The organism is Lysinibacillus parviboronicapiens (assembly GCF_003049575.1).
GTDB classification, from domain to species: domain Bacteria; phylum Bacillota; class Bacilli; order Bacillales_A; family Planococcaceae; genus Lysinibacillus; species Lysinibacillus parviboronicapiens.
Window position 1 is genome coordinate 107410 of the sequence record NZ_PYWI01000008.1, and the last position, 20822, is coordinate 128231.

Annotated in this window: 23 protein-coding genes; 13 read left to right on the plus strand and 10 right to left on the minus strand. The window is 38.8% G+C overall.

Going from position 1 to position 20822, the window contains the following annotated elements:
- The first annotated feature begins 172 nt into the window (after positions 1 to 172).
- Positions 173 to 646, plus strand: coding sequence for a YaiI/YqxD family protein (locus C9J35_RS09275; protein WP_107924283.1), 474 nt, complete (start codon positions 173 to 175; stop codon positions 644 to 646).
- Positions 636 to 1952 (plus strand): D-serine ammonia-lyase, encoded by a 1317-nt coding sequence (gene dsdA / locus C9J35_RS09280; protein ID WP_107924284.1) that lies wholly within the window; start codon positions 636 to 638, stop codon positions 1950 to 1952. The genes C9J35_RS09275 and dsdA overlap by 11 nt, the downstream gene beginning before the upstream one ends.
- A gap of 299 nt (positions 1953 to 2251) precedes the next feature.
- Here dsdA and C9J35_RS09285 read toward each other — a convergent pair whose 3' ends face one another.
- Complete coding sequence (locus C9J35_RS09285; RefSeq protein WP_054767561.1) at positions 2252 to 2728, minus strand: hypothetical protein; 477 nt, start codon at positions 2726 to 2728, stop codon at positions 2252 to 2254.
- A gap of 142 nt (positions 2729 to 2870) precedes the next feature.
- Between C9J35_RS09285 and C9J35_RS09290 the strand changes: the two genes are divergently transcribed.
- Positions 2871 to 3116 carry a YkuS family protein gene (locus tag C9J35_RS09290; RefSeq protein WP_107924285.1) on the plus strand — a complete coding sequence of 82 codons (246 nt, stop codon included), beginning with the start codon at positions 2871 to 2873 and terminating at the stop codon, positions 3114 to 3116.
- A gap of 222 nt (positions 3117 to 3338) precedes the next feature.
- Positions 3339 to 3533: a hypothetical protein gene (locus tag C9J35_RS09295; protein WP_107924286.1), complete on the plus strand. Its 195-nt coding sequence runs from the start codon at positions 3339 to 3341 to the stop codon at positions 3531 to 3533.
- Positions 3534 to 3679: 146 nt separating this feature from the next.
- Here the strand turns inward: C9J35_RS09295 and C9J35_RS09300 are convergent, their stop codons facing one another.
- The 6 genes from C9J35_RS09300 to C9J35_RS09325 all read right to left on the minus strand — a co-directional run bounded on the left by C9J35_RS09300 (position 3680) and on the right by C9J35_RS09325 (position 8809).
- Positions 3680 to 4837 carry a pyridoxal-phosphate-dependent aminotransferase family protein gene (locus C9J35_RS09300; protein WP_107924287.1) on the minus strand — a complete coding sequence of 386 codons (1158 nt, stop codon included), beginning with the start codon at positions 4835 to 4837 and terminating at the stop codon, positions 3680 to 3682.
- Between the two features lie 374 nt (positions 4838 to 5211).
- Positions 5212 to 5700 (minus strand): hypothetical protein, encoded by a 489-nt coding sequence (locus C9J35_RS09305; RefSeq protein WP_107924288.1) that lies wholly within the window; start codon positions 5698 to 5700, stop codon positions 5212 to 5214.
- Between the two features lie 498 nt (positions 5701 to 6198).
- Positions 6199 to 6480, minus strand: a complete 282-nt coding sequence (locus C9J35_RS09310; protein WP_107924289.1) for a hypothetical protein — start codon at positions 6478 to 6480, stop codon at positions 6199 to 6201.
- 10 nt (positions 6481 to 6490) lie between these two features.
- Positions 6491 to 6880 (minus strand): SHOCT-like domain-containing protein, encoded by a 390-nt coding sequence (locus tag C9J35_RS09315; RefSeq protein WP_054767562.1) that lies wholly within the window; start codon positions 6878 to 6880, stop codon positions 6491 to 6493.
- A 13-nt stretch (positions 6881 to 6893) separates the two neighbouring features.
- Entirely contained in the window at positions 6894 to 7262 is a 369-nt protein-coding gene (locus C9J35_RS09320) for a DUF2089 domain-containing protein (RefSeq protein WP_054767563.1), read from the minus strand.
- Between the two features lie 635 nt (positions 7263 to 7897).
- A complete protein-coding gene (locus tag C9J35_RS09325; protein WP_107924290.1) occupies positions 7898 to 8809 on the minus strand; it encodes a DNA-3-methyladenine glycosylase family protein in 912 nt (303 codons plus the stop codon).
- Between the two features lie 163 nt (positions 8810 to 8972).
- On the opposite strand from C9J35_RS09325, the gene C9J35_RS09330 reads away from it, so the two are divergent.
- The 6 genes from C9J35_RS09330 to C9J35_RS24105 all read left to right on the plus strand — a co-directional run bounded on the left by C9J35_RS09330 (position 8973) and on the right by C9J35_RS24105 (position 13969).
- Positions 8973 to 9686, plus strand: coding sequence for a 2OG-Fe(II) oxygenase (locus C9J35_RS09330; RefSeq protein ID WP_107924291.1), 714 nt, complete (start codon positions 8973 to 8975; stop codon positions 9684 to 9686).
- A 56-nt stretch (positions 9687 to 9742) separates the two neighbouring features.
- Positions 9743 to 10345, plus strand: a complete 603-nt coding sequence (locus C9J35_RS09335; protein ID WP_054767564.1) for a bifunctional transcriptional activator/DNA repair enzyme AdaA — start codon at positions 9743 to 9745, stop codon at positions 10343 to 10345.
- Entirely contained in the window at positions 10332 to 10850 is a 519-nt protein-coding gene (locus C9J35_RS09340; protein ID WP_107924292.1) for a methylated-DNA--[protein]-cysteine S-methyltransferase, read from the plus strand. Before C9J35_RS09335 ends, C9J35_RS09340 begins: the two co-directional genes overlap by 14 nt.
- Before the next feature lie 37 nt (positions 10851 to 10887).
- The gene (locus C9J35_RS09345) at positions 10888 to 11706 is read left to right on the plus strand and encodes an SPL family radical SAM protein (protein WP_107924293.1); all 819 of its coding nucleotides are present in this window, start codon (positions 10888 to 10890) and stop codon (positions 11704 to 11706) included.
- 232 nt (positions 11707 to 11938) lie between these two features.
- Positions 11939 to 12769: a cache domain-containing protein gene (locus C9J35_RS24100; RefSeq protein WP_235616247.1), complete on the plus strand. Its 831-nt coding sequence runs from the start codon at positions 11939 to 11941 to the stop codon at positions 12767 to 12769.
- A 102-nt stretch (positions 12770 to 12871) separates the two neighbouring features.
- The gene (locus C9J35_RS24105; RefSeq protein WP_268807920.1) at positions 12872 to 13969 is read left to right on the plus strand and encodes a methyl-accepting chemotaxis protein; all 1098 of its coding nucleotides are present in this window, start codon (positions 12872 to 12874) and stop codon (positions 13967 to 13969) included.
- Between the two features lie 560 nt (positions 13970 to 14529).
- Here C9J35_RS24105 and C9J35_RS09355 read toward each other — a convergent pair.
- A complete protein-coding gene (locus C9J35_RS09355; RefSeq protein WP_107924294.1) occupies positions 14530 to 15774 on the minus strand; it encodes a ferredoxin reductase family protein in 1245 nt (414 codons plus the stop codon).
- A gap of 70 nt (positions 15775 to 15844) precedes the next feature.
- Positions 15845 to 16759, minus strand: coding sequence for a DnaD domain-containing protein (locus C9J35_RS09360; RefSeq protein WP_167395939.1), 915 nt, complete (start codon positions 16757 to 16759; stop codon positions 15845 to 15847).
- Positions 16760 to 16994: 235 nt separating this feature from the next.
- Here C9J35_RS09360 and C9J35_RS09365 point away from each other — a divergent pair, with 235 nt between their 5' ends.
- Positions 16995 to 17483, plus strand: coding sequence for a metal-dependent hydrolase (locus C9J35_RS09365; RefSeq protein WP_054767567.1), 489 nt, complete (start codon positions 16995 to 16997; stop codon positions 17481 to 17483).
- A 38-nt stretch (positions 17484 to 17521) separates the two neighbouring features.
- Here the strand turns inward: C9J35_RS09365 and C9J35_RS09370 are convergent, their stop codons facing one another.
- Positions 17522 to 18370: a squalene/phytoene synthase family protein gene (locus C9J35_RS09370; RefSeq protein ID WP_107924296.1), complete on the minus strand. Its 849-nt coding sequence runs from the start codon at positions 18368 to 18370 to the stop codon at positions 17522 to 17524.
- Between the two features lie 262 nt (positions 18371 to 18632).
- On the opposite strand from C9J35_RS09370, the gene C9J35_RS09375 reads away from it, so the two are divergent.
- Positions 18633 to 19367, plus strand: coding sequence for an SDR family NAD(P)-dependent oxidoreductase (locus C9J35_RS09375; protein WP_107924297.1), 735 nt, complete (start codon positions 18633 to 18635; stop codon positions 19365 to 19367).
- Between the two features lie 514 nt (positions 19368 to 19881).
- Positions 19882 to 20718, plus strand: coding sequence for a type II pantothenate kinase (gene coaW, locus C9J35_RS09380; RefSeq protein WP_107924298.1), 837 nt, complete (start codon positions 19882 to 19884; stop codon positions 20716 to 20718).
- Positions 20719 to 20822: the final 104 nt, after the last annotated feature.

Sequence of the window (20822 nt, forward strand, 5' to 3'; positions counted from 1 at the left end):
AATGTTTGATAGGTGTATCGTATATCTATTTTTCACACTATTCAATAAAATACTTTTTCCAAGGACGTAAAGTTTGTGAAAAAATGAGCAAGTAGGGTGTGGAAATTATTATATTAAAATAATTAAAAGATGATTAATTCATCTGATTGTGAGAAGGGAATGATGCCTTATTGTGAAGTTATTAATTGATGCAGATGCCTGTCCAGTCGTGGATTTAGCGCTATCTATATCATCTGAGTATGAGATTGAAACTATCTTGTTTTGCGATACATCCCACCGTATTGAACGTGATAATGTAATAACAATTATGGTACCCAAGGGTCCAGATTCGGTTGATTTCACGCTAGTGAATGCGCTTTCAAAATACGATATTGTCATTACACAGGATTATGGTTTAGCTGCCATGGTTTTGGCGAGGGGTGGCTATCCAATCGATCAAAATGGACGGGAAATGTCAGATGAAAACATCGAACGTTTGCTCGATATGCGCCATGTTGGACAGAAAATCAGGCGTGCAGGTGGACGAACCAAGGGACCAAAAAAACGAACGCAAGAAAACAATATTTCGTTCGAATTGAAATTTCGACAAATTTGTGAACGAGCACTTTTAGCGAAGAAAATGGAGGCGTCAGCAGATGAAAAATGAACGAAAACACGAACTATTTAAGCGACATCCGTTATTAAAAAACATGGCAAAAGCCGATACTGTCTTTTGGGAAAATACAAAATGGCAGAAAAAGGCGAGGACTGAGCTCTTTTCGATGAAGGAGGTAGAGGATGCGGAAGAAACGCTTAAACGCTTTTCTTCCTATTTAATAGTGGCTTTCCCTGAACTTGCGAAAAGTGGGGGACTTATTGAATCAGCTATAAAAGAGATACCGGCTATGAAAGAAGCACTTGAACAAAAATATCACCTATTGATTGCTGGCCGTTTCCTATTGAAATGTGATAATACATTACCGATTTCAGGCTCTATTAAAGCTCGTGGTGGTATTTATGAAGTACTAAAACATGCGGAGCGACTTGCCATAGCTCATGGGAAACTTAAAAAAGAGGATGATTATGCTGTTTTAGCTACGGAAGAACTACGCGCGTTTTTCCAACAGTACACGATTGCAGTAGGTTCTACAGGTAATTTGGGGTTAAGTATCGGCATTATGGGTAAAAAACTCGGCTTTAATGTCGTTGTACATATGTCGAGTGACGCAAAAGAGTGGAAGAAGGCGTTGCTGAAAGAAAAAGGTGCGACTGTTATTGAATATGAAGCAGATTATAGTGTAGCTGTTGAACAAGGACGTCAGGAAGCCGAACAAGATCCACTGTGCCATTTTATTGATGACGAGAACTCAAAAGACTTATTTGCCGGTTATGCAGTGGCCGCAAAGCGTTTAAAGGTGCAATGTGAAAAGACGAACATTATAGTGGATGATGCACATCCATTGTTCGTGTATTTGCCTTGTGGTGTTGGTGGTGGACCAGGTGGGGTAGCGTACGGTTTACGTGAAATTTTCGGAGAACACGTCCATATTTTCTTTGCTGAACCAGTGGCGTCTCCTTGCATGACAATTGGGCTGATGACAGGCTTACATGACGCCATTAGCGTAGAAGATATCGGTCTGGACAATAAAACAGAAGCAGATGGATTAGCTGTGGGGCGTGCCTCAAAATTTGTGGGGAAAGTGATGGAAACGTATATAAATGGTTGCTATACAGTGAAAGATGAAGAATTATTTACTGCACTTAGATTAGCGCTGGCGTCGGAAGAGTTGTTTTTAGAGCCATCAGCCCATGCAGGAATGTTTGGTCCCATTCAATTGATGAAAAATGGGCAAGCTTATTTAGAGAAGCATGGATTAACGGAGAAAATGGCACAAGCGACGCATCTTGTATGGGCGACTGGCGGTAGTATGGTGCCACAAGAAATGCGCGAAGAGTATTTGAAAAAGGCATAAAGTTGTTAAAATGTGAAAATTTATTTAAATTGAGATTAGAGGGCCACTGACCGTTCATGCGGGATAAATTTTTCATGATGTAAACCCTCCAAATATACCACCAGTGAAAATGAGCGTGCTAAGCTATTTTGACTGATGGTGTATTAGGGAGGATTGTAATTCAGAATTTTCAAGATGAATGTCAATCTTTAGAGAAGTGACAAAATGCAAGAGTATTTTCTCAAAGATTGTTGCTGTTAAAACACAAGTTAATATTTCGTAAATCGAATCTTCAACTAAAGCCTCGTTAGTTCAAGATATCACTGAATTAAGACATTCCCAACGTATTGAGCAGATCCTTTTTCACTTATAAATTCAACTACTAAAACATATCTTCCTTTGTTAGTTGGGAATCGAAATTCACTAAAATCATTTATTTCGAGTTTGGTTCGTTGTTTATCTTTCAGAAGGGCAACTAATATTTGGGTTTCGGGATCTGTCCAAATATCTCCGCCATTTTCTTCGTTCTCTTCAAATTCTACAGTAGCTTGTTCATTCGCAAAAATCTTTATTTCATCTTGTGATAATCCGAATTTCTGAATATCTTCTATTGTTTGATGGACATCTTCACTTGATGCACCCCAGTTGATATTTGCTTCGGTTAATTGCACAGATGGGGTAAAGCTTTCAACATGTAAATGAGCAGTTGGCACACCAACATCATAATCTTCTCCTATGCATCCTGTCAGTATAAAAACTAAGAACATCCCTGTAAATAATTTCATAAATACTTTCATTTCGACCCTCCTTTGTCGGTTTCTCTAGTCCATCATTAAAGATTATTTATATACTACATCCATGAGTATAGAGCAAAAAAGTGAATGAGGTGAATAATAAGCCATCCAAAATGACACATTACATATAGGAGGTGGAAGAATATTGTCTAGAATAATTGGTGTTGAGCAATCATTATCAAATGTTGAAGAAGCATTAAAAGCACAAGGTTATGAAGTGCTACAGCTTCGCCATGAAGAGGATGCAAAAAAATGTGATGCCTGTGTAATCACAGGACAAGACAAAAATGTAATGGGCATTAGCGACCCTGTCATGGCAGGGCCTATCATTGATGCGAATGGTCTTTCGGCTGACGAAGTTATACAGCGTGTAGACAAATTTTTTAACTAAATGATGAACAAGATGCTATCTGCGGAGTCTTTTTTGACTGCAATGGTAGCATCTTTTGCTTTGTACCACAACGTCCTTGAGGGACATAGTAGTAAACCCGTTGCTGTACATAATGTGGACCAAAATTATTTTTGCTATTATGCCAAACCAAGGGCAAAATTTCACAAATAAGAGAAAATAGATTATACTGAACTAATAAACGTATTAAAAGGGGGATTTTCCATGACCGAGAACCATCAATCAGAAGCACCAAAAAAGAAAATTAGTCTGCAAGAAGCAGTGAAGCAGCAGCTTGAAAACAAAAAGAATCAGTCTTCAGCGAATAAAGGCAAACAGAATGCAGACCTTTCAACTAAGAAAATGAAAAGTCAGCAACCGAAAAAAACAAGTAATACTCGTAGAAAAATGGGTGTTTAATGCACGCACAACATCGGGCATCCATCCCCGTGCTTTTTATAGTTAGCTAACAGATGGTCAGGAAACGCACTCTAAATACAAGAAGAGAAAAAGCATTCAAGGGACAGTTTGTTCCGAGAATGCTTTTTTAGTAGTTCAATTTTTAATTATTTGCGTTGCGCGGTTAAAAATACTTCGTGGGCTGCGCGCACGCCCGCACCTGGCTCAAAATCATAAGAAAAGTCTTGCAATGCTGCTTCCATTAAAGAAACGGCCTGTAACACATCGCTCGGAAAGCAATAGCCCATATGGCCAAATCTGAACATTTGTCCTTGTAAATGACCAAGTCCGCCAGCAAAATCTAAATGGTAGTGTTGTTTTAGATGCGTCAAGAAATCACCTAGTGCAATGCCTGTTGGTGCCATGATGGCTGTAATCGTTGGTGATGCGTATTCGTCAGTTGTTAACAAATCGATATTAAGGGCTTTCATAGCACTGCGCACCATATTTTTCATGAGTTCATGACGGGCTACAGTTTTGGCAAAGCCTCCTTCTGCCTCGATGAGTGTGCACACCTCATGTAGCCCATAAATAAGTGTGATGGCAGGGGTATTCGGTGTCATGCCTTTTTCTGCCCAACTACGATAGCTTGCTAAATTTAAGTAATAAGAAGGTGCTTGATTTTCTTCAATCACTTGCCATGCTCTTTCGCTGACACTAACTAGTGAAAGCCCAGGCGGTAGCATCAGCGCTTTTTGTGAGCCAGTAACGAGAATATCCACGCCCCAGGCATCCATTTCAGCGGGGGCGCCGCCAATGCAGCTAACGCCGTCCACAATCAATAATGCGTCACTTTCCTCACGCACAACCTGTGCCAATTCAGCAATTGGGTTTAAAATACCCGTTGACGTTTCGTTGTATGTGATAAAAACAGCTTTAATATGTTGTAATGGCTGTAAAAATTCACGTAATTCCTGTGCTGTGCAGGCTTGTCCCCATTGTTTTTCTAGCTTATGTACGTGAAAGCCATATTGTTCGCAAATCGAAACGAAGTAGTCGCCGAATGCACCAACTGTAATGACAACAACCTCTTCTCCAGCAGCAACGGTATTGACTGCTGCAGCTTCCAATGCGGCTGTACCGCCTGAGGGCAGGAGTAAAATTTCTTGCTTTGTCCCAAAAATCGGCTTAACAAGTTCAATGGTTTCGCGGTAAAGCTCAACAAATTCAGTGCTCCGATGGCTGAAGATATCCCGATTCATGGCAAGTTGAACTTTTTTCGGAATAGGCGTTGGCCCTGGATGTCTTAAAATATTTTCATACATAGTCATGGATCCCCTTTGCAGATGAAATTCTAAATTTTCTAACTATAATATAGCATATTTTTCCTTCAATTGACCTATTTTTTTGACATAGGGTAGGAGGACAAGGCACTTACCTTAGTTTTGGGGAGGTGAAAAATTTTTTTGCATTTAACACAGTCAAAAAGTAAAAAGGGGCAACCTTCAGTTTGCGAACTGTCGGCTGTCCCTTTCTAAGAAAATAAACGGTATTATCATTGAAGATGCCAAAGAAGGGCGGCAAGACCAGACTGGAACAGGCATTATTTAGGTGAATTTGAGTGCTAAACAACAAAAAATCCTCTTCTTCTTAAGAGAAAAAAGAGGATTTTTTGACTGCACTTTATGTGTGCAAGTAATTAAACCTTGAATGGACGATTCATGCGCATTAAGCCATAAATCATAAAGAATAAACCACCCGTGATAATCGATAAAATAATGTAAAGTATAGCTTTCCCAGATTCACCTGACCAACGATACATTAAACGATAGGAGTAGTAAATCACATAGCCCAGCATGGCAAGTGAAGCGATAATACCCACTAATGGGACAAATGAAACAATAAATAATCCCGCATAAATCAGTGTAGTCTTTTTCGCGGCTGCACGGACTGTAGCATCATCCTCACCATTTGCCGTCAAGAGGAAAAGGCTGTATACGTTAATGATGGGAATCCATGCAATGTAAGCAACATCGCTAAAGCCATTCGTTTTGGACGCCATAAAATAGATCAGTGAACTAATAATATAACCGATAATAGCCAATACAAGGCACACCAAAAGGAAAATTAATAGGAAACCACCAAAGACCGCATCATAATCACTGTAATAAGGATCATAATAATTCATCAAAAAACCTCCTTTTCTTAAAAATGCTTTTTAATCATAACAAATACTAGAATAGTAAAGCTATACCACTTTTTGCGTAATTTTTAGTTAATTTCCCAGTAAATCCCTGGGAATCTTTAGAGAATACTAGACTATCTTATGTAGGTATACTTTCACTGATGAATGTAAAATTTGATAAAAAATACAATTATGTTAGAAGCCGTTGGTATACTTCTCTAAAAGAAACATCGACAAAGGATATGCCAGCTCACAAAAAACTAGAACATTGCATTACGACAGTTGAATAAAGTGGCAGTGTAAGCCATTGACTATCTTACAGGGGACGTGTTTGGTAAGATCTTTATTTTAGCGGGAACGTCAATGATGAAAACGAACGCTCTTTTTTCAGCAATAGGGGCTATTATTAAAGCAACAAAGCCTAATTTCTCGGTATTGTATGCGAGAAATTAGGCTTTTTCTTTGAAAAGCTAGTTAGTGGTCGGTGTAGGCGATCATGCATTATAGCTTAACCTTTACCTCAGTACCGTCCTTAGCTTTGACATCTACTAGCACGATTCCTTTATAATTTTGGAGTTCCTTGACAATAGGTATTAGCGTTTGTTTGTCTATGAGTGGAAAGGTAAAGTCCAGTTTTTTTCTTTCGAAATACTCTTTTGTCCATTTGTTTGCATATTTCTGTAACAATTTTGACGACAAAATGGAAATAACAATGTTTAAAATAGCATATGGAACTGGGATGGTAAACCGAATGTCTTTTGCTTTCACTTTTACATGCATCATAAGTAAATCACTAATCAATGATAACCGAAACGGTATCCCCGTTTGCCGATTTAATATCAACGATTTGGCCATCTAATTCGTTTTCAATTGCTTCCATAATAAGGCCTATGTCTATATCTTTCACGTATTTTTCCGCTTGAGGAATACTCGCTGCGATACTGTGTCCAGCCATTAGTACTACTTTGACAAGTTTTATCGGCAAATTAACCGTGACGTTATCATTTTCGGCTGAGACAACACGAACTTTTAACATTTTATCTAAATATTTAGTCGGTTTTTCCAAAAGTTTATTTGCTGTTTCTTCTTTTCCTTGTAGTATCTCAATCAGTTCTGATCCCTTATCTGCATCAATCTTGCCTTCTTGAACCATTGTTAACACTCTTGTAATTTCATCTTTCATGATAAATTCCTCCTTATTCCTCTTTTAAGAGCTTAATGGCTTCCTCTGGTGTAATTTCGCCATTTTCCAACATAGTAACAATCTTTTTCTCGTCTACCTCATTTTTCTTCTTCTTCTGCACATAGCCAAGGGATGAAATGATGTCTGTTAGCTTGCCACGAACTGTTGGATACGAAATCCCGAGTTCTTTTTCAACATCTTTGATATTCCCTCTGCATGTTAGAAATACTTCCACAAAATGAAGCTGATCCTGTGATAAGGAGGCCAGCTTAGATAATTCAAACTCATTTTCAATCGTCGTGTGACAATGAGTGCACTGCAACTTTGTAATTTTCAATGTTTTACTGCAGACAGGACAATTTGTGATTACTTTATAAGCCATAATGAAATTCCTTTCCTTTGGTTGATTCGATTATATAACAAGAAATTTAAAAAATAAATAATAAAATTAAATTTTTTTATATAAATAATCAATAATATTAATTTGTTGTTTAATTTTATTGATTATTAGATAGCGATCACAATCATTTGACCTAAGAGATGCAGAAAACCTTCTCGGCAATGCCAAATGCCTTCACATCCTTATTGGAGAGATAAATCCCGTCGTATATAAAAAATACAGAAAATTGAAAATGTTGAAGAGAAAATGCTCTCTTTGTGCTACATTAAAATGAATATACTGAATGAAGGAATGAATGTGCAAGGGCGGCAAGAGACATGAGGGATATGTCATTTGCGAGGAACATACCAAATTGTAATAGGGAGTTCATTGCTTCATAAGTCACCATCGATAACAGCTTCTCTTATGAAAGAAAGTGCCGACGGACCGCGCGCTATATGTACAACGCATCTCGAATGTTATGCAGGCTTAGGCTATTCTGAGTGACGCTGTGGTGCGATAGAATTTAAGGTTCCGAGTACATCGAAGCGTGTAGATTTATGGTGGCGGGGGACTGGCATCTAGACGTTACATACATCTAGATGCCTTTGTTGTTCCTACATTCTCACTGTAATGGGTTAGTAGAGCACACGCCATAAATAAAAGGTCGCGTAGGATTGCCAATTGTTCCAGGGAGAGGACAGTTTCAAGATTTCATCTTTTGTAGGCTTGCGGTCCATGTGACAGCTATCCTTTATAGCATTAATGAGTCCGACATCATCGATTGGAAAAGCTGTTGGGAATCGGAGGCAGCGCATGAGCACGTAATTGGCTGTCCAGGGACCGATGCCACGTATCTGAATTAAGTTTTTTTCAGCCTCGTCAAAGCGCATGTTCATTAATTTCTCCTTTGACACTTCACCACTTACCATCAACTTTGCGATGCCAATGATATATTCGCTTTTTTTGACGGTCATTTTTATACTGGATAGGTCGGAAGGTGTTAACTGTGCGATGCGTTCATAGGTTGGGAAAATCCAGTATTTTTTACCACCCCATTCAATGCAATCGCCAAATGCCTCCACAAACTGTTTCTTTAATGTGTACGCAAAGGCTAAGTTTATTTGCTGTCCTAAAACACCCCAACATAAAGCCTCGAATAAGTCGGGGATACCAAGAAGACGCAAGCCATAGAAATTTTTAACTGGTGTTTTCAGTAATGAATCTGTCTGTGCCAATTCATAAAATGGCGCAATATCGTTATCAAGATCAAACCATGCACGAATATATTGGACAATCTCTTGTCGTTGCCAATCCTTCGTAGGTCTCGCATCACCTAAAAATCCAACGACCATTTCTTGATTAGCAATTACCCGTAGCTGTACTAAAAACCCAGTGTCTCCAATGACAATGACTCTTGTAAGTAAATCATTGTCGACTTCGTACATGCATTCATTCTTCTCCCTTGTTAAATAGTCAAAGTTTGCTTTCATGTCAAACTCTTTCGGTAATGTAATGACAAGTTCTTCCTGTATGTTATGTGTTATCAATGGTCATTCACCTCTTGTTGATTTATCAAAATGCATATTGACTGTACCCAATCATAATCTTTTATTTGTTTTGTTATCTTGCTATTACATTCTAAAAGCCTTATTTTTTTGATTTCATGGGGTTATAGTGTTAGTTATCCAGATGATAATAGGAGGATGAAACATGGTCAAGGATATAGCATTGCGTATACAAAGTCTCGATTGGGCATCCATTCAAAATGACTTAGATGCAAGCGGATTTGCAAAGCTGCCAGTAATTTTAACGCCACAAGAGTGTGAATTCTTTATGGAGCTGTATAGTGGAGAAGCGTCATACAGAACGACAATCAACATGACAAGATATCGTTTTGGCAATGGACAGTACAAATATTTTTCCTACCCATTACCTGAACTAATCCAAAATTTAAGAGAATCTTTTTATCCGCCATTAGCCAAGACAGCAAATCGATGGTTGCATTATTTAAAAAAATCGCAACCTTTTCCAGAGACTCTTCAAGATTTTTTGAAAATATGCGCACAATATGAACAACTAAGACCGACCCCCTTACTATTAAAATATCAACAAGGTGGGTATAATTGCTTGCATCAAGATTTATATGGCGATGTATTTTTTCCTTTTCAAGTAGTATTTGTATTAAATCAACGAGAGAAAGATTATACCGGTGGTGAATCCCTCTTAGTAGAACAAATTCCGCGTGCTCAAAGCAGGGGGCATGTAATTACGTTAGAACAGGGCAGTGCGCTTATTTTTCCTACTCATTATCGCCCTGTCCTTGGTAAAAGAGGGTACTATAAAAATACGGTACGTCATGGCGTAAGTACAGTTACTTCTGGTGAGAGGTATGGTCTAGGCATTATTTTTCATGATGCAAAATAAAGTAACATTTCAAGTAGCAGGGTTGAAGGAATTTTTATGAAAGGAGAGGTGAGTAAATGGAAAGCATTCAAGACAACGACGATTATGGCGTAATGACCGATGAAAAATGGCAAGCCATTATTAGCAATGATGCTTCGTACAATAATATATTTTTCTATGCGGTCAAGACCACGAAAATTTTCTGTAAACCATCTTGCAAATCGCGTGTGCCGAATAAAGAAAATGTCTGTATTTTTCATAATGCGCAGCAAGCCTTAGCCGCAAAATTCCGTCCATGTAAACGGTGCAAGCCAACGAACGAGCGATTGCCTGACAGTGAATGGGTAACGCAAGTCACACAATACATCGATAAAAATTTCACAGAAAAATTAACACTTGAAACATTGGGAGACATCGCGCATGGCAGTCCCTATCATTTACAGCGAACGTTCAAAAAGTTGAACGGCATTACGCCTGTAGAATATATCCAGCATCTTCGATTAAGTGCAGCTAAAGAGTATTTGAGGCAGACGAATAAATCAATTGAAGAAATCGCTACATGTGTGGGAATAACGAATACGCCCTATTTTATAACTTTATTTAAAAAGAAAATCGGTCATACACCCGCACAATATCGCCAAATGATTAAAGGGGGAGAGATAATTGATGAGAAAGGATAAGCCAACCATTTATTGGTCTCAATTACAGGTAAAAGAGTGGCGTCTCTATCTTGCTTGCACTTCTAAAGGCCTGGCGTTTGTTGGTTCCCCCAACAAACCCTTTGACGAATTAGCTGAATGGGTGCTGAAACATTATCCAGCAAGCCCGCTTGTGGAAGATGAACAACAGCTTAGCCCTTATGCACATGAAATCATGGAGTATCTAGAAGGAACACGACAAATCTTTACAGTTCCATGTGATTACCATGGTACAGCATTCCAACTTGCCGTTTGGCATACACTTTGTGGGATTCCCTATGGACAGACGAAGTCCTATTCGGATATTGCCAATGCCATCAATAAACCGAAAGCTGTTCGTGCTGTCGGAGCGGCGATTGGCGCTAATCCAGTTTTAATGACTGTTCCATGTCACCGTGTGGTAGGCAAGAATGGCTCATTAACCGGCTATCGAGGTGGATTGGACATGAAGACGCAACTTTTAGATATGGAAAGCCGGGAATCCTAGCAGTAAATGAATTTTTCTACATGGAGGAGGGAGCGATTTGAAAAGTGAATTGTTCTATAAAAATCCGAAAACAATACTTAATAAAGGGACAGGCTTTCTTGCGGGATACACGCATTCTCTCAATCCATATACGGGCTGTTCCTTTGGTTGTTCTTATTGCTATGTACGGCAAATGCCTGTAGCTCTCTTTCGAGAAGGCCAATGGGGGCATTGGGTGGATGTCAAACAGGGAGCAGCTACTCTACTTGCTAAAGAGCTTCGTAGAGCGAAAGAAAAGGGGAAAGTTACTATTTTTATGTCATCAAGTACCGACCCCTATCAACCGATAGAATATCAGGAAAAAGTGACACGCTCTTTATTAGAGGTGATGGCACAAAATCCGCCCGATTTCTTATTAGTACAAACGAGAAGCCCACTTGTCAGTCGCGATATTGATGTATTACAGCGCTTTAAAGATAAAGTTCGAGTAAGCATGACCATTGAAACCGATTCGGAAACCATGCGCAGGCATTTTACACCCGAGGCACCACCTATTCAAGCACGTTTAAAAACCCTGCAAAAATTGGCGGATGCAGGCATAGCTACCCAAGTGGCAATAGCGCCTGTTTTACCAAGTAGCGAATATTTTCCTGATAAATTAAAGCCACTCGTCAATCGAATATGCATTGATGATTATTTTATGGGAGATGGCAGTGGGGGCAAACGCACAAAAAAATTAGGCATTGATAAATTATATGCAGAGCTAGGGTTAGAAGATTGGTATGGAGCGCACGCCTATAAAGAAGTACAGCAGCGATTTTTACGTATTTTTCCGGAAAATCAAATTTATATTAACCAAGCCGGATTCGAGCCATAGAGAATCTGGCTTTTGCTTTTGCAAGTAAATAACAATGACGATAAAGAGGTTTTATTGTCAAAATACCTTTGACGGTTACAGGAATTCTCCCAGATTTGACTGCTCCGAAGTGTTTAGCTCCTTTCTCAAGATTTGTACAAAAAGTTACAAAAAATTAAAATAAAATACCTTTCTGCCATGTATACAATAGATGAAAATAGAAGGGAAAATTACTTTTACGGGGGGAAGGGAAATGAGGAAGCTATTAGGAAATCTCAAGCTTATGGCGAAAATCGGTATTCTTATTCCAATTATTGCAGTATTTTTAGGGAGCATGTCCATGATTAGCTATTTCAGCTCATCAAATGAACTGGAAAAATCAATAGAAAATGAAATGTCTTTATTGGCAGAAGATGTCACTAATTCTGTGGAAAATAAAATACGTTCGCACAATCAGCTTATTCGTAGCGTGAAATCGACGATAGAAACAGCTGATACCATAATGTCAAGGGAACAATTCAAACGCTATATCGAGCAATTACTTCCATTAAATAAAGAAACATATGGGATGGGACTGTGGCTTGAAAAGGGCGAAGCAAATGGAGAATTTTTTGGTCCGTACATCTATAAGGACGGTGAAAAAATTATCTATACGGATGTGTATCAAGACCCGTCCTATAATTTCCATACACAGGAGTGGTATACAAATAGTTTACAATCCACTGAAGTGATACATACAGAACCTTATTTCGATGAAAGTTTAGGAGAAATGTTTATTTCATTTGGAATCCAAGTAGTTGATGGCACAACGCCGATTGGGGTTATTACAGGTGATTACGTGCTAGATTCTATACAATTCGTTGTTTCCGATGTCAAAATTAGAGACAGTGGTTATGCTTTTTTAATAGATGACAGTGGTAAATTTTTAACACATCCTGACGTTGAAAAAGTCAATAATGAGACGATTCAAAATCTGTTAAACATTCCGCTCGAACAGTTATCAGACAAAGAAAAGTTAATTCACGCAGCCATTAATGGCGAAGATTATACCGTAAAATACAAGCAAATAAACGATATGCCTTAGAAGCTAGTTTTACTTGTCCCAACGAGTGAGTTAACTAGTGAAGTACAAGCAACGCTCTACCAGCAAACTATCATTAGTGTTGTTTTAATATTACTTATTGCATTGATTATCTATTTACTGGCACGCTATATCCGTGGTGAAGTACAAATTATGATTGAGCATTTAGGTAGTCTTGCAACAGGTGATTTAACGCAAACGATGTCAATCGATACAAAAGACGAATTTGGTGAGATGGCCCAACATTATAATCATTCCTTAGAAGCATTGGGGGGGATGATGAAACATATTTTGTCAGAATCAGAAACTGTCGCTTCGACTGCGGAGGAGCTGACAGCAAGTGTGCAAGAAGTCAATCTATCCGTGACGGATGTAGCAACCTCTATGCAAGAAGTTGCAGAAAATACTATGAAACAACAACAAGTCAGTGACCAATTAGAATCTGAAACTACACAACTAACGGATGACATGCATGGTGTCATTCATACCTTAGAAAGGGCAGTCCAACAATCTGTAACAACTTCACATATTGCAGCTGACGGCTCGAAGCAAATTCGTTCATTCGTGGACGAAATTGTCCATCTACATACGCAGGTAGAGAACAGTGCAAAATTAGTAAGTAGCTTGAAAAATCAGTCTGCACAAATTGAAAAGATGAGCCAACTTATTTCTTCCATAACAGATCAAACAAATTTGTTATCATTAAATGCAGCGATTGAAGCAGCACGTGCTGGGGAAGCAGGCAAAGGTTTTGCCGTAGTAGCAGGAGAAGTGAAGGTCCTTGCAGAGCAAACAGGTCATGCCTCGCAGGACATTGCCACACTTGTTCACAATATTCAAAATCAAATGAATGAAGTTGTTACGGTAATGGAGCAAAGTCGTACAATTGCTCATAACGGTATTGATTCTGTGCAACAAGCAGGAGTAACATTTGATACAATTGCAAATGCTATTGAAGATTTGAAACAAACGATGGTAGAGACAAGCTCTAATACAACAGAAGCTTACGGAAAGCTTACCGAAGTGACTTCAAACGTTCAGGCCATAAGTAAACAAGCGATGGCAACAAATGAGCACACCTTAAACGTGTCGGCAATTACAGAGGAACAAGCCTCTACAATGAATGAAATGGCGTCAGCTTCTGAGCAGTTAGCCAAACTTGCCACAAACCTTCAAGAAGAATCAGGGAAATTTAAGGTGTAAAAAGTAGGTCTTCCATTTCTTTTATGAAAAAATTGAGGCTTTAGTATAACATGGCAGCCAGTCAACGAGGCGGGCAATCAACTGTCTTGGTTTATTTACTAATCAGTGAGAGATGAAGAAAACTTTCACTGATTGGAGTTTCGTTTTGTAGTTAAAATAGAACGTATGTGTGTTATAATTGAAAGATAATAGTTAGGTGACTCAAGGGTGGTTGGCTCACTCCCATGTTGAAAGGGGGTGGTGCCATTGACAGTATTTGAAGCATTGATGTTTGCGCTTACGTTCGCTGCATTGATTGTGTCAATTCTTTCATTTAACCATAAAAAATAACCCATCCTTGAGTTAACGGCTCAGATGGGTTAGCTAACCTATAAGTAGCCAGTCCCTTTGAGGGAACCTGCTATTATATTTGGCTGATTGATGTACCACCATCAATCAGTCTTTTTAATTTATTCAATTCTTATATTTATTATACTTTTGTGAGGTCTTTTTTACAAGTTGAACAACGCCATAAAAAATGATGGTCATGATTAATGCATGCAAAAAGGTCACACTTTCCATTATCTAAATTTAAAGGCTTCATAGTTGAGGTCGACATCACGATTGTGGGATTTGAATTGCTTTGCGTAGCGTTTTACCATTTTTTCAGGGCCACACATGAAGATGCTAGTATGGGCGGGCACACTGTAATCAGCAAAACAGGGCCTGTCCATTTGCGTCGTATCAATCAAATTCACTTTGAAGTGTTCATTGTTTTTTGCATAGTCTTGTAAAAACTCTGTGTGGATGGCGTCGTCCTGACCGCGATAACTGTAAAATAATTCAATATTTTGAGTCGAGGGTGCCGATGTTAGATACGATAAAAAGGGCGTAATGCCTACGCCACCAGCAATCCATAGTTGTTGTTGTTGGCCAGCTTCAAAGTTTAAATATCCATAGGGACCTTCAATCGCTATGGGTGTATTTAATTGAATCATAGTATTCACTTTTTTTGTGAAATCGCCGAGAGCCTTAATGGTGACGACTATTTTTTGCCCATCTCCAGCCGTTATGGAGAAGGGGTGTGGTGCTTCTTCTAACCCCTCTTGAAAAATTTTCAAAAAGATAAATTGACCATGGCGGTAAGGTAGTTTGTTATCGAGTGTCAATTGTAATTCAACAGCGCTTGGAGCAATTTTTCGAATGCCTGTAATTTTACCGGTGTGCTTAAAGCGCATGTCTTGATACATTGTCAGCATGTACAGGGCTGACATAAATCCGATGGTGGCAGTGCTCGCAGTAAAAATGCCTAAAGGCGTTGGCTGTAGTAAATCATAGCGACTTGAAAAATAGACATGATACAGGCCGAATGCGTAAGGGATCAGTAATAGTCGATGGATGATGCGCCAATGCTCATATTTTAGGAATTTAGCAAAAAGTGCGATTAAAATAAGGGCGATAAAGCCATATTGAGCGATTTCTCCAAAGTTTTTAGCCAATTCAGTGAGTGGCGTTTTTTGCACTTTATCCCAGTTTGGTACCATCTTTTGTAATTGTCCATGTAAGATCGCGAACACCAAAGATAAAATAGCCAGATATTTATGGTAAACATAGACATGCTCTAGGCCGTGGAACCAGCGTTCAATGATTTTAATTCTTGTAGATAATAAAAATACAAGAAAGAATCCGGTAATCGCCAAGCCTGCAATCATATGACTGAGTTTGTTAAGTACATGAATGGGTGCTATGGGCTTCGCAAAATACCAAAGGAAAGCACTGCTACACATGATAATGATGATAAATAAAATGCCTTTAAAAGATTTCATAATAACCTCCAGTACTTATTTTTATCTTTTCTCCTACTAGATATACAATAAATTCCTGAATTGTTGTGGATTATGACTTTTGACTGGTCAATTTGTTTAGTATTTTTTGACGCTCTGCCTCAAAATCACTAGGAAGTACACGATTCACAGGGAAATGTCCGTTGTGACGCTTATGAAACCAATGTGGCATGATTTCGCTGTGTTGTTTGTACTGTAACGCTTGTTTTTTGGTGTGAAAGGATTGCTTATAAAATAATGCTTCCGCCACCGTTGTAAGTTGTTGTTGCCGCCAATCCTTTAACACAGATTCAACATAGCTCCATTTCGGGACATTGTTGTCGATAGCTGTTGTCATGGCAAATAGCACTAATTCCTCGGTTAATTCTTTTTTCCAATAAGCTATTTTGTCAGTGACATAAGGATGTAAACGACCAAAGCCGTTGTGACTATAAAAGTGTTCGGCTGTTGGCGCAGATGCATCGTTACGCTGTACATCTAATGAGGAATTCTCTGTTGTATTTTCTGTGTAATCTATTGGTATTGGTGATGTCACATTGCAATCAACCATGATCTCATTTTGCCGAGATGCAAGCTTTGAAGTTTCATGTGTGGATGCCGTCATTTCGCAGGTTTGCATGTCCTCATCTTGCGTAGGGAAATCAGCACAAAGGTCATCAATCGCCTGTTGATTGACACGATACCATTTGGTACGATCTGTTTTCATGCGATTATAATGGCCGACAACGATTAGCTGTTGTTCCTCCAGTTTTCGAATTGTCCGCTCAAGTGTACTTTTTGACCAAAATGGAAATTCCTTATGCCAGTCCTCTAATGTTTTATACATCCATTTATGACCGTCTCTATAATTTTTAGATAAGCGCAACCAATAATGCATTTGCTGTAAAACAAGGGCTTGATTTAGTCCGATTTTTACCGCGAGTGAGGGCAACAGTTGTAGAGGGGATTCTTTTATAAGTAAGTTCATACTCGTCACATCTCCTTTTAGTCTATTTGTGAGCTGAGAAATGCCAGATGAGGCATTTTTCATTTCACTTAATATATATCGTTTGTGCACTAAAAGAGGGACATGATTTGAAAAAATATTGATGTAGAAAATAATACGAGTGTATGTTCGGAATGTGTGTTCTCTTTTTAGGTGAAGTGTGTTAAATTAGGAAAGTAGAATTTTATCCATACATAAGGAGAGGAAGTTAATAATTATGCAAGGGAATACACATATCGTTGGGGGCATCACTGCAAGCCTTGCCTTTGCACAAATTTCCAATGATAATCCATTCGTCTTAGTAGGAGCGGGCATTGTCGGTGCATTACTTCCGGATATATGCCATGGCGGTAGTAAAATCGGGCGCACGTTTCCCATTATTTCAAAAATCGTCAATAAGCTATTTGGTCATCGTTCCTTCACACATAGTTTGCTTTTCTTATTTCTAGTCATGACCATGCTGCATTCCTTTATTCCCTATGACGCCATTACCGCAGGAATCTTAGTCGGAATGGTCAGTCATATCCTGCTCGATATGGGCACAAAACAAGGGGTGAAATTATTTTTCCCCATCAAAATTCCGGTGCGTTTTCCACTCACAACGAAAACGGGTGGCAAAGTAGAGCAAGTCGTGTTAGCACTATTATCAGGACTTTCACTCTATTTTGGCTATGAAATCATTAGTAAATTCATAACTGTCATGTGAAAAGTAAAAAACCCCTGCGCCCAGGGGTTTTTGCATGTTTATGAATTGTCGTGAATTGTTTGAGTGCCAGGCACCTGAATCTCTTCCACTGTTTGCTCCACCTCGGCGCGTGTCATCTTTTCACGGCCATCTTGCATTGCTTTCAACGTTTTATGTGCTAATGCAAGGGGAAGGCGGCAGAACAATAAGACCGTACGTTTATTAATATCCTTCATATACAAGTCAGCCTTCGCCAAGTTTTCCTCCGCATAGGCAAATAAATCATCGCGGGTCCATCCATCTGGCACGAAACTCACGCCGCGTTCGTTCATATCCTCGTGTTGATTGCGTAATATATTGACGGCTTGTAGCCCACGCCCATAGCCAATTGCCAACTCACGATCTGTTTGAATGTCTGCACCCCACGCCCAAAGCTCTGATAGCATTGTACCAACCAGCCCTGCCACGTAGTATGTATAATCATCCAAATCCTCACGTGTATGCACTTGCCAGTTTGCTTTTGCCCATTTTGCCATCCCAAAGGCCATTTCACTTGTGGACGCTTGGACAATGTTACGTGCGCCTTCTGGGCAAAAAATCAGCCAATCAGCTAAACGTAGTGATACTTCAGGCAATTGCTCAGCATAAGGAGCTAATAATGCAGCATATGCTTCCGCATCGAAGTCTGTATTTAATAATTCACTCGTAGCTGTAAGTAAATCGAATTTTATATCGTTGGACAGCATTTCATGGTCTTCGATTTCATCAATCGCACGCATCGCCAAATAAGCCGCCGCAACGGACATTTTTAAATCATTTTTTAAAAATGTAATCGGTATATAAAATGTGCGACTCGTTTCTTTTAACACGTGCATCGCTTCTTTATAGAGTGTTTTTTGATCTTTCACTTGTATTCCTCCGTTCAATTGGTACCACTTCTATAGTATATCGTATCGCAAAAGTGTGGAAAGATAAAACAGATTGTTCAATTTACGATCATATTCTTTGTAAACACTCAAAAAAAGTGATAAAGTTTAATTGTAAACTATTTAAGTGTATACATTATATTGATAAACAAAAATGTGAAGCTTAAAGCAATTGGCGGTTGTTATCGAGTGTCAAGTCACCATAGCGATGCCATGCGAATATCAATGAGAGGAAGTTATGAAAATGGGACGATTAGACAATAAAATAGCTATTATTACAGGGGGCGCATCAGGTATGGGTGCCGCAATGGCAGAGTTGTTTTCAAAAGAGGGCGCAACAGTGATTGCCGCTGATATTAACGCAGAAAACCTAGCAAAAATTTCTGAATTAGAAAACGTAGAAGGCATGAAACTAGACGTTTCTTCCGATGAAAACTGGGCACAAGTGACAAAAGCGGTCGTTGATAAATATGGTCGTATTGATATTTTAATTAACAATGCGGGTATTGCCGGCAAAAAAATGCCAGAAGACATTACAGATCAAGATTGGGCATTGATGCATAAAATCAACTCATTTGGTCCATTCTTAGGGATTAAACACGTATCTAAATATATGAAAGAAGCTGATAAAGGATCCATTGTAAATACGTCATCGTATACAGCAATTATCGGTTCTGGCTTCAACGAATATTCAGCGTCAAAAGGTTCTTTACGTGCAATTGCACGTGCGGCTGCCGCAGAATACGGTCAATTCAATATCCGTGTAAACACAGTTTTCCCTGGTGTTATCGAAACACCAATGACTGCAAACATTGGTCAATTCAAAGAAGCGATGGATATGTTGATTCGGGCAACACCAATGGGTCGTCTTGGACAACCCGATGAAGTTGCAAAAGCCATTCTATTCTTAGCATCTGATGAAGCTTCATACATTACAGGTGGAGAGCTAGTGATTGATGGTGGATACTCAGCACGTTAAGTAGCACAACATAGATCATTTAAAAAGTGGAAATGCATTGAAGTCAGTGCATTTTCACTTTTTTGCATTGTTTGCTAGAATAATGATAAAGTATAACTTTATTTGCTTGAAGTGTTAGCAACCGTAAATTAGGCGAAAGCTACTAAAATGCATCACCTAAATCGTATGAATTATAAAAGAATTTTGATATTTTTCGTGTTTTTTTCATGAAAGTTTGCTAAGTTATTGCACAATCATTTCAACAGGGGTAAAGTTTAGGAGGGGCGAATATTCAATTACGTCTCGGCATAATTGTCGCTCATGCTTTGCTGTTACCTAACGAGCAGATAAACATGGCGTTGAGGTTTTGATTTGTGCAAACACAATTACTCGTTTCAAAATCCGTGACATTTGCTGAAGGCATGAACTATATTCAGGACGCTTAAGTATCCATTGAATAAAAGCTAAACTAGTATTCATCTCATCATCTATAGAGATAGGAGATTTCTACTGAATAAAGTTAAAGGAGAATGGTATGCCAAAGGCTATAGGTATTGATGCAGGCGGCACATTGACGAAAGTTGCTTATTTAGACGAGCAAAATGAACTTATTCTATTAACTTTTCCGTCTAATGATTTGCAGGCTGTAAAGGATTGGATTATTAATCAACCAGATATTGAGGATATTGGTGTTACAGGGGGACGTACGGAACAATTACTTGATGTCATTAAAACAATGAAATCGATTCATTATATAGTAGAGTTTGAAGCTACCTTGAAAGGTGTCCGCTTTTTGTTAAATAAAGGAGGATATTTCTTTGAACGTAGTATGATTACCAATATTGGTACGGGAACTTCGATTCATTATATGGAAGGAAACACGCATATTCGTGTAGGTGGGACGGGCGTCGGCGGTGGTACATTGATTGGTTTGTCAGCGCTTACAACAGGAATCACCGATTATAATGAAATCAGAGAAAAGGCTGATAAAGGAAATCGAGAGGGTATAGACTTACTCGTAAAAGATATTTATCAAGGCATGGATACACCAATCGATGGGCATCTGACTGCCAGTAATTTTGGGAAAGTGGGGATTACAGAGTACGTCAAACACCCAGCAGAAGATATTATTGCTACTGTTCAAGGCCTTGTTGGAGAAGTAATTACAACACTTAGTATTCAATATGCTGAGGAAAAAAATGCCCAACATATTGTCTATATCGGTTCAACCCTTAGCAATAACGAACATCTTGCGAATGTTATCGCCAATTACACACGTACAAAAAAACATACACCGATCTTTATTAATGACCACGGCTTCTCAGGTGCCGTCGGTGCATTACTAAACATAACTGAATATACGATTGTCTAAAGGACAAAAAATGTACATTACTAATAAATAATGATTGGTGATGTACATTTTTTCTGTGAATATACATAATACCTTCACTATGATGAAAGAGATATGAACAGCAT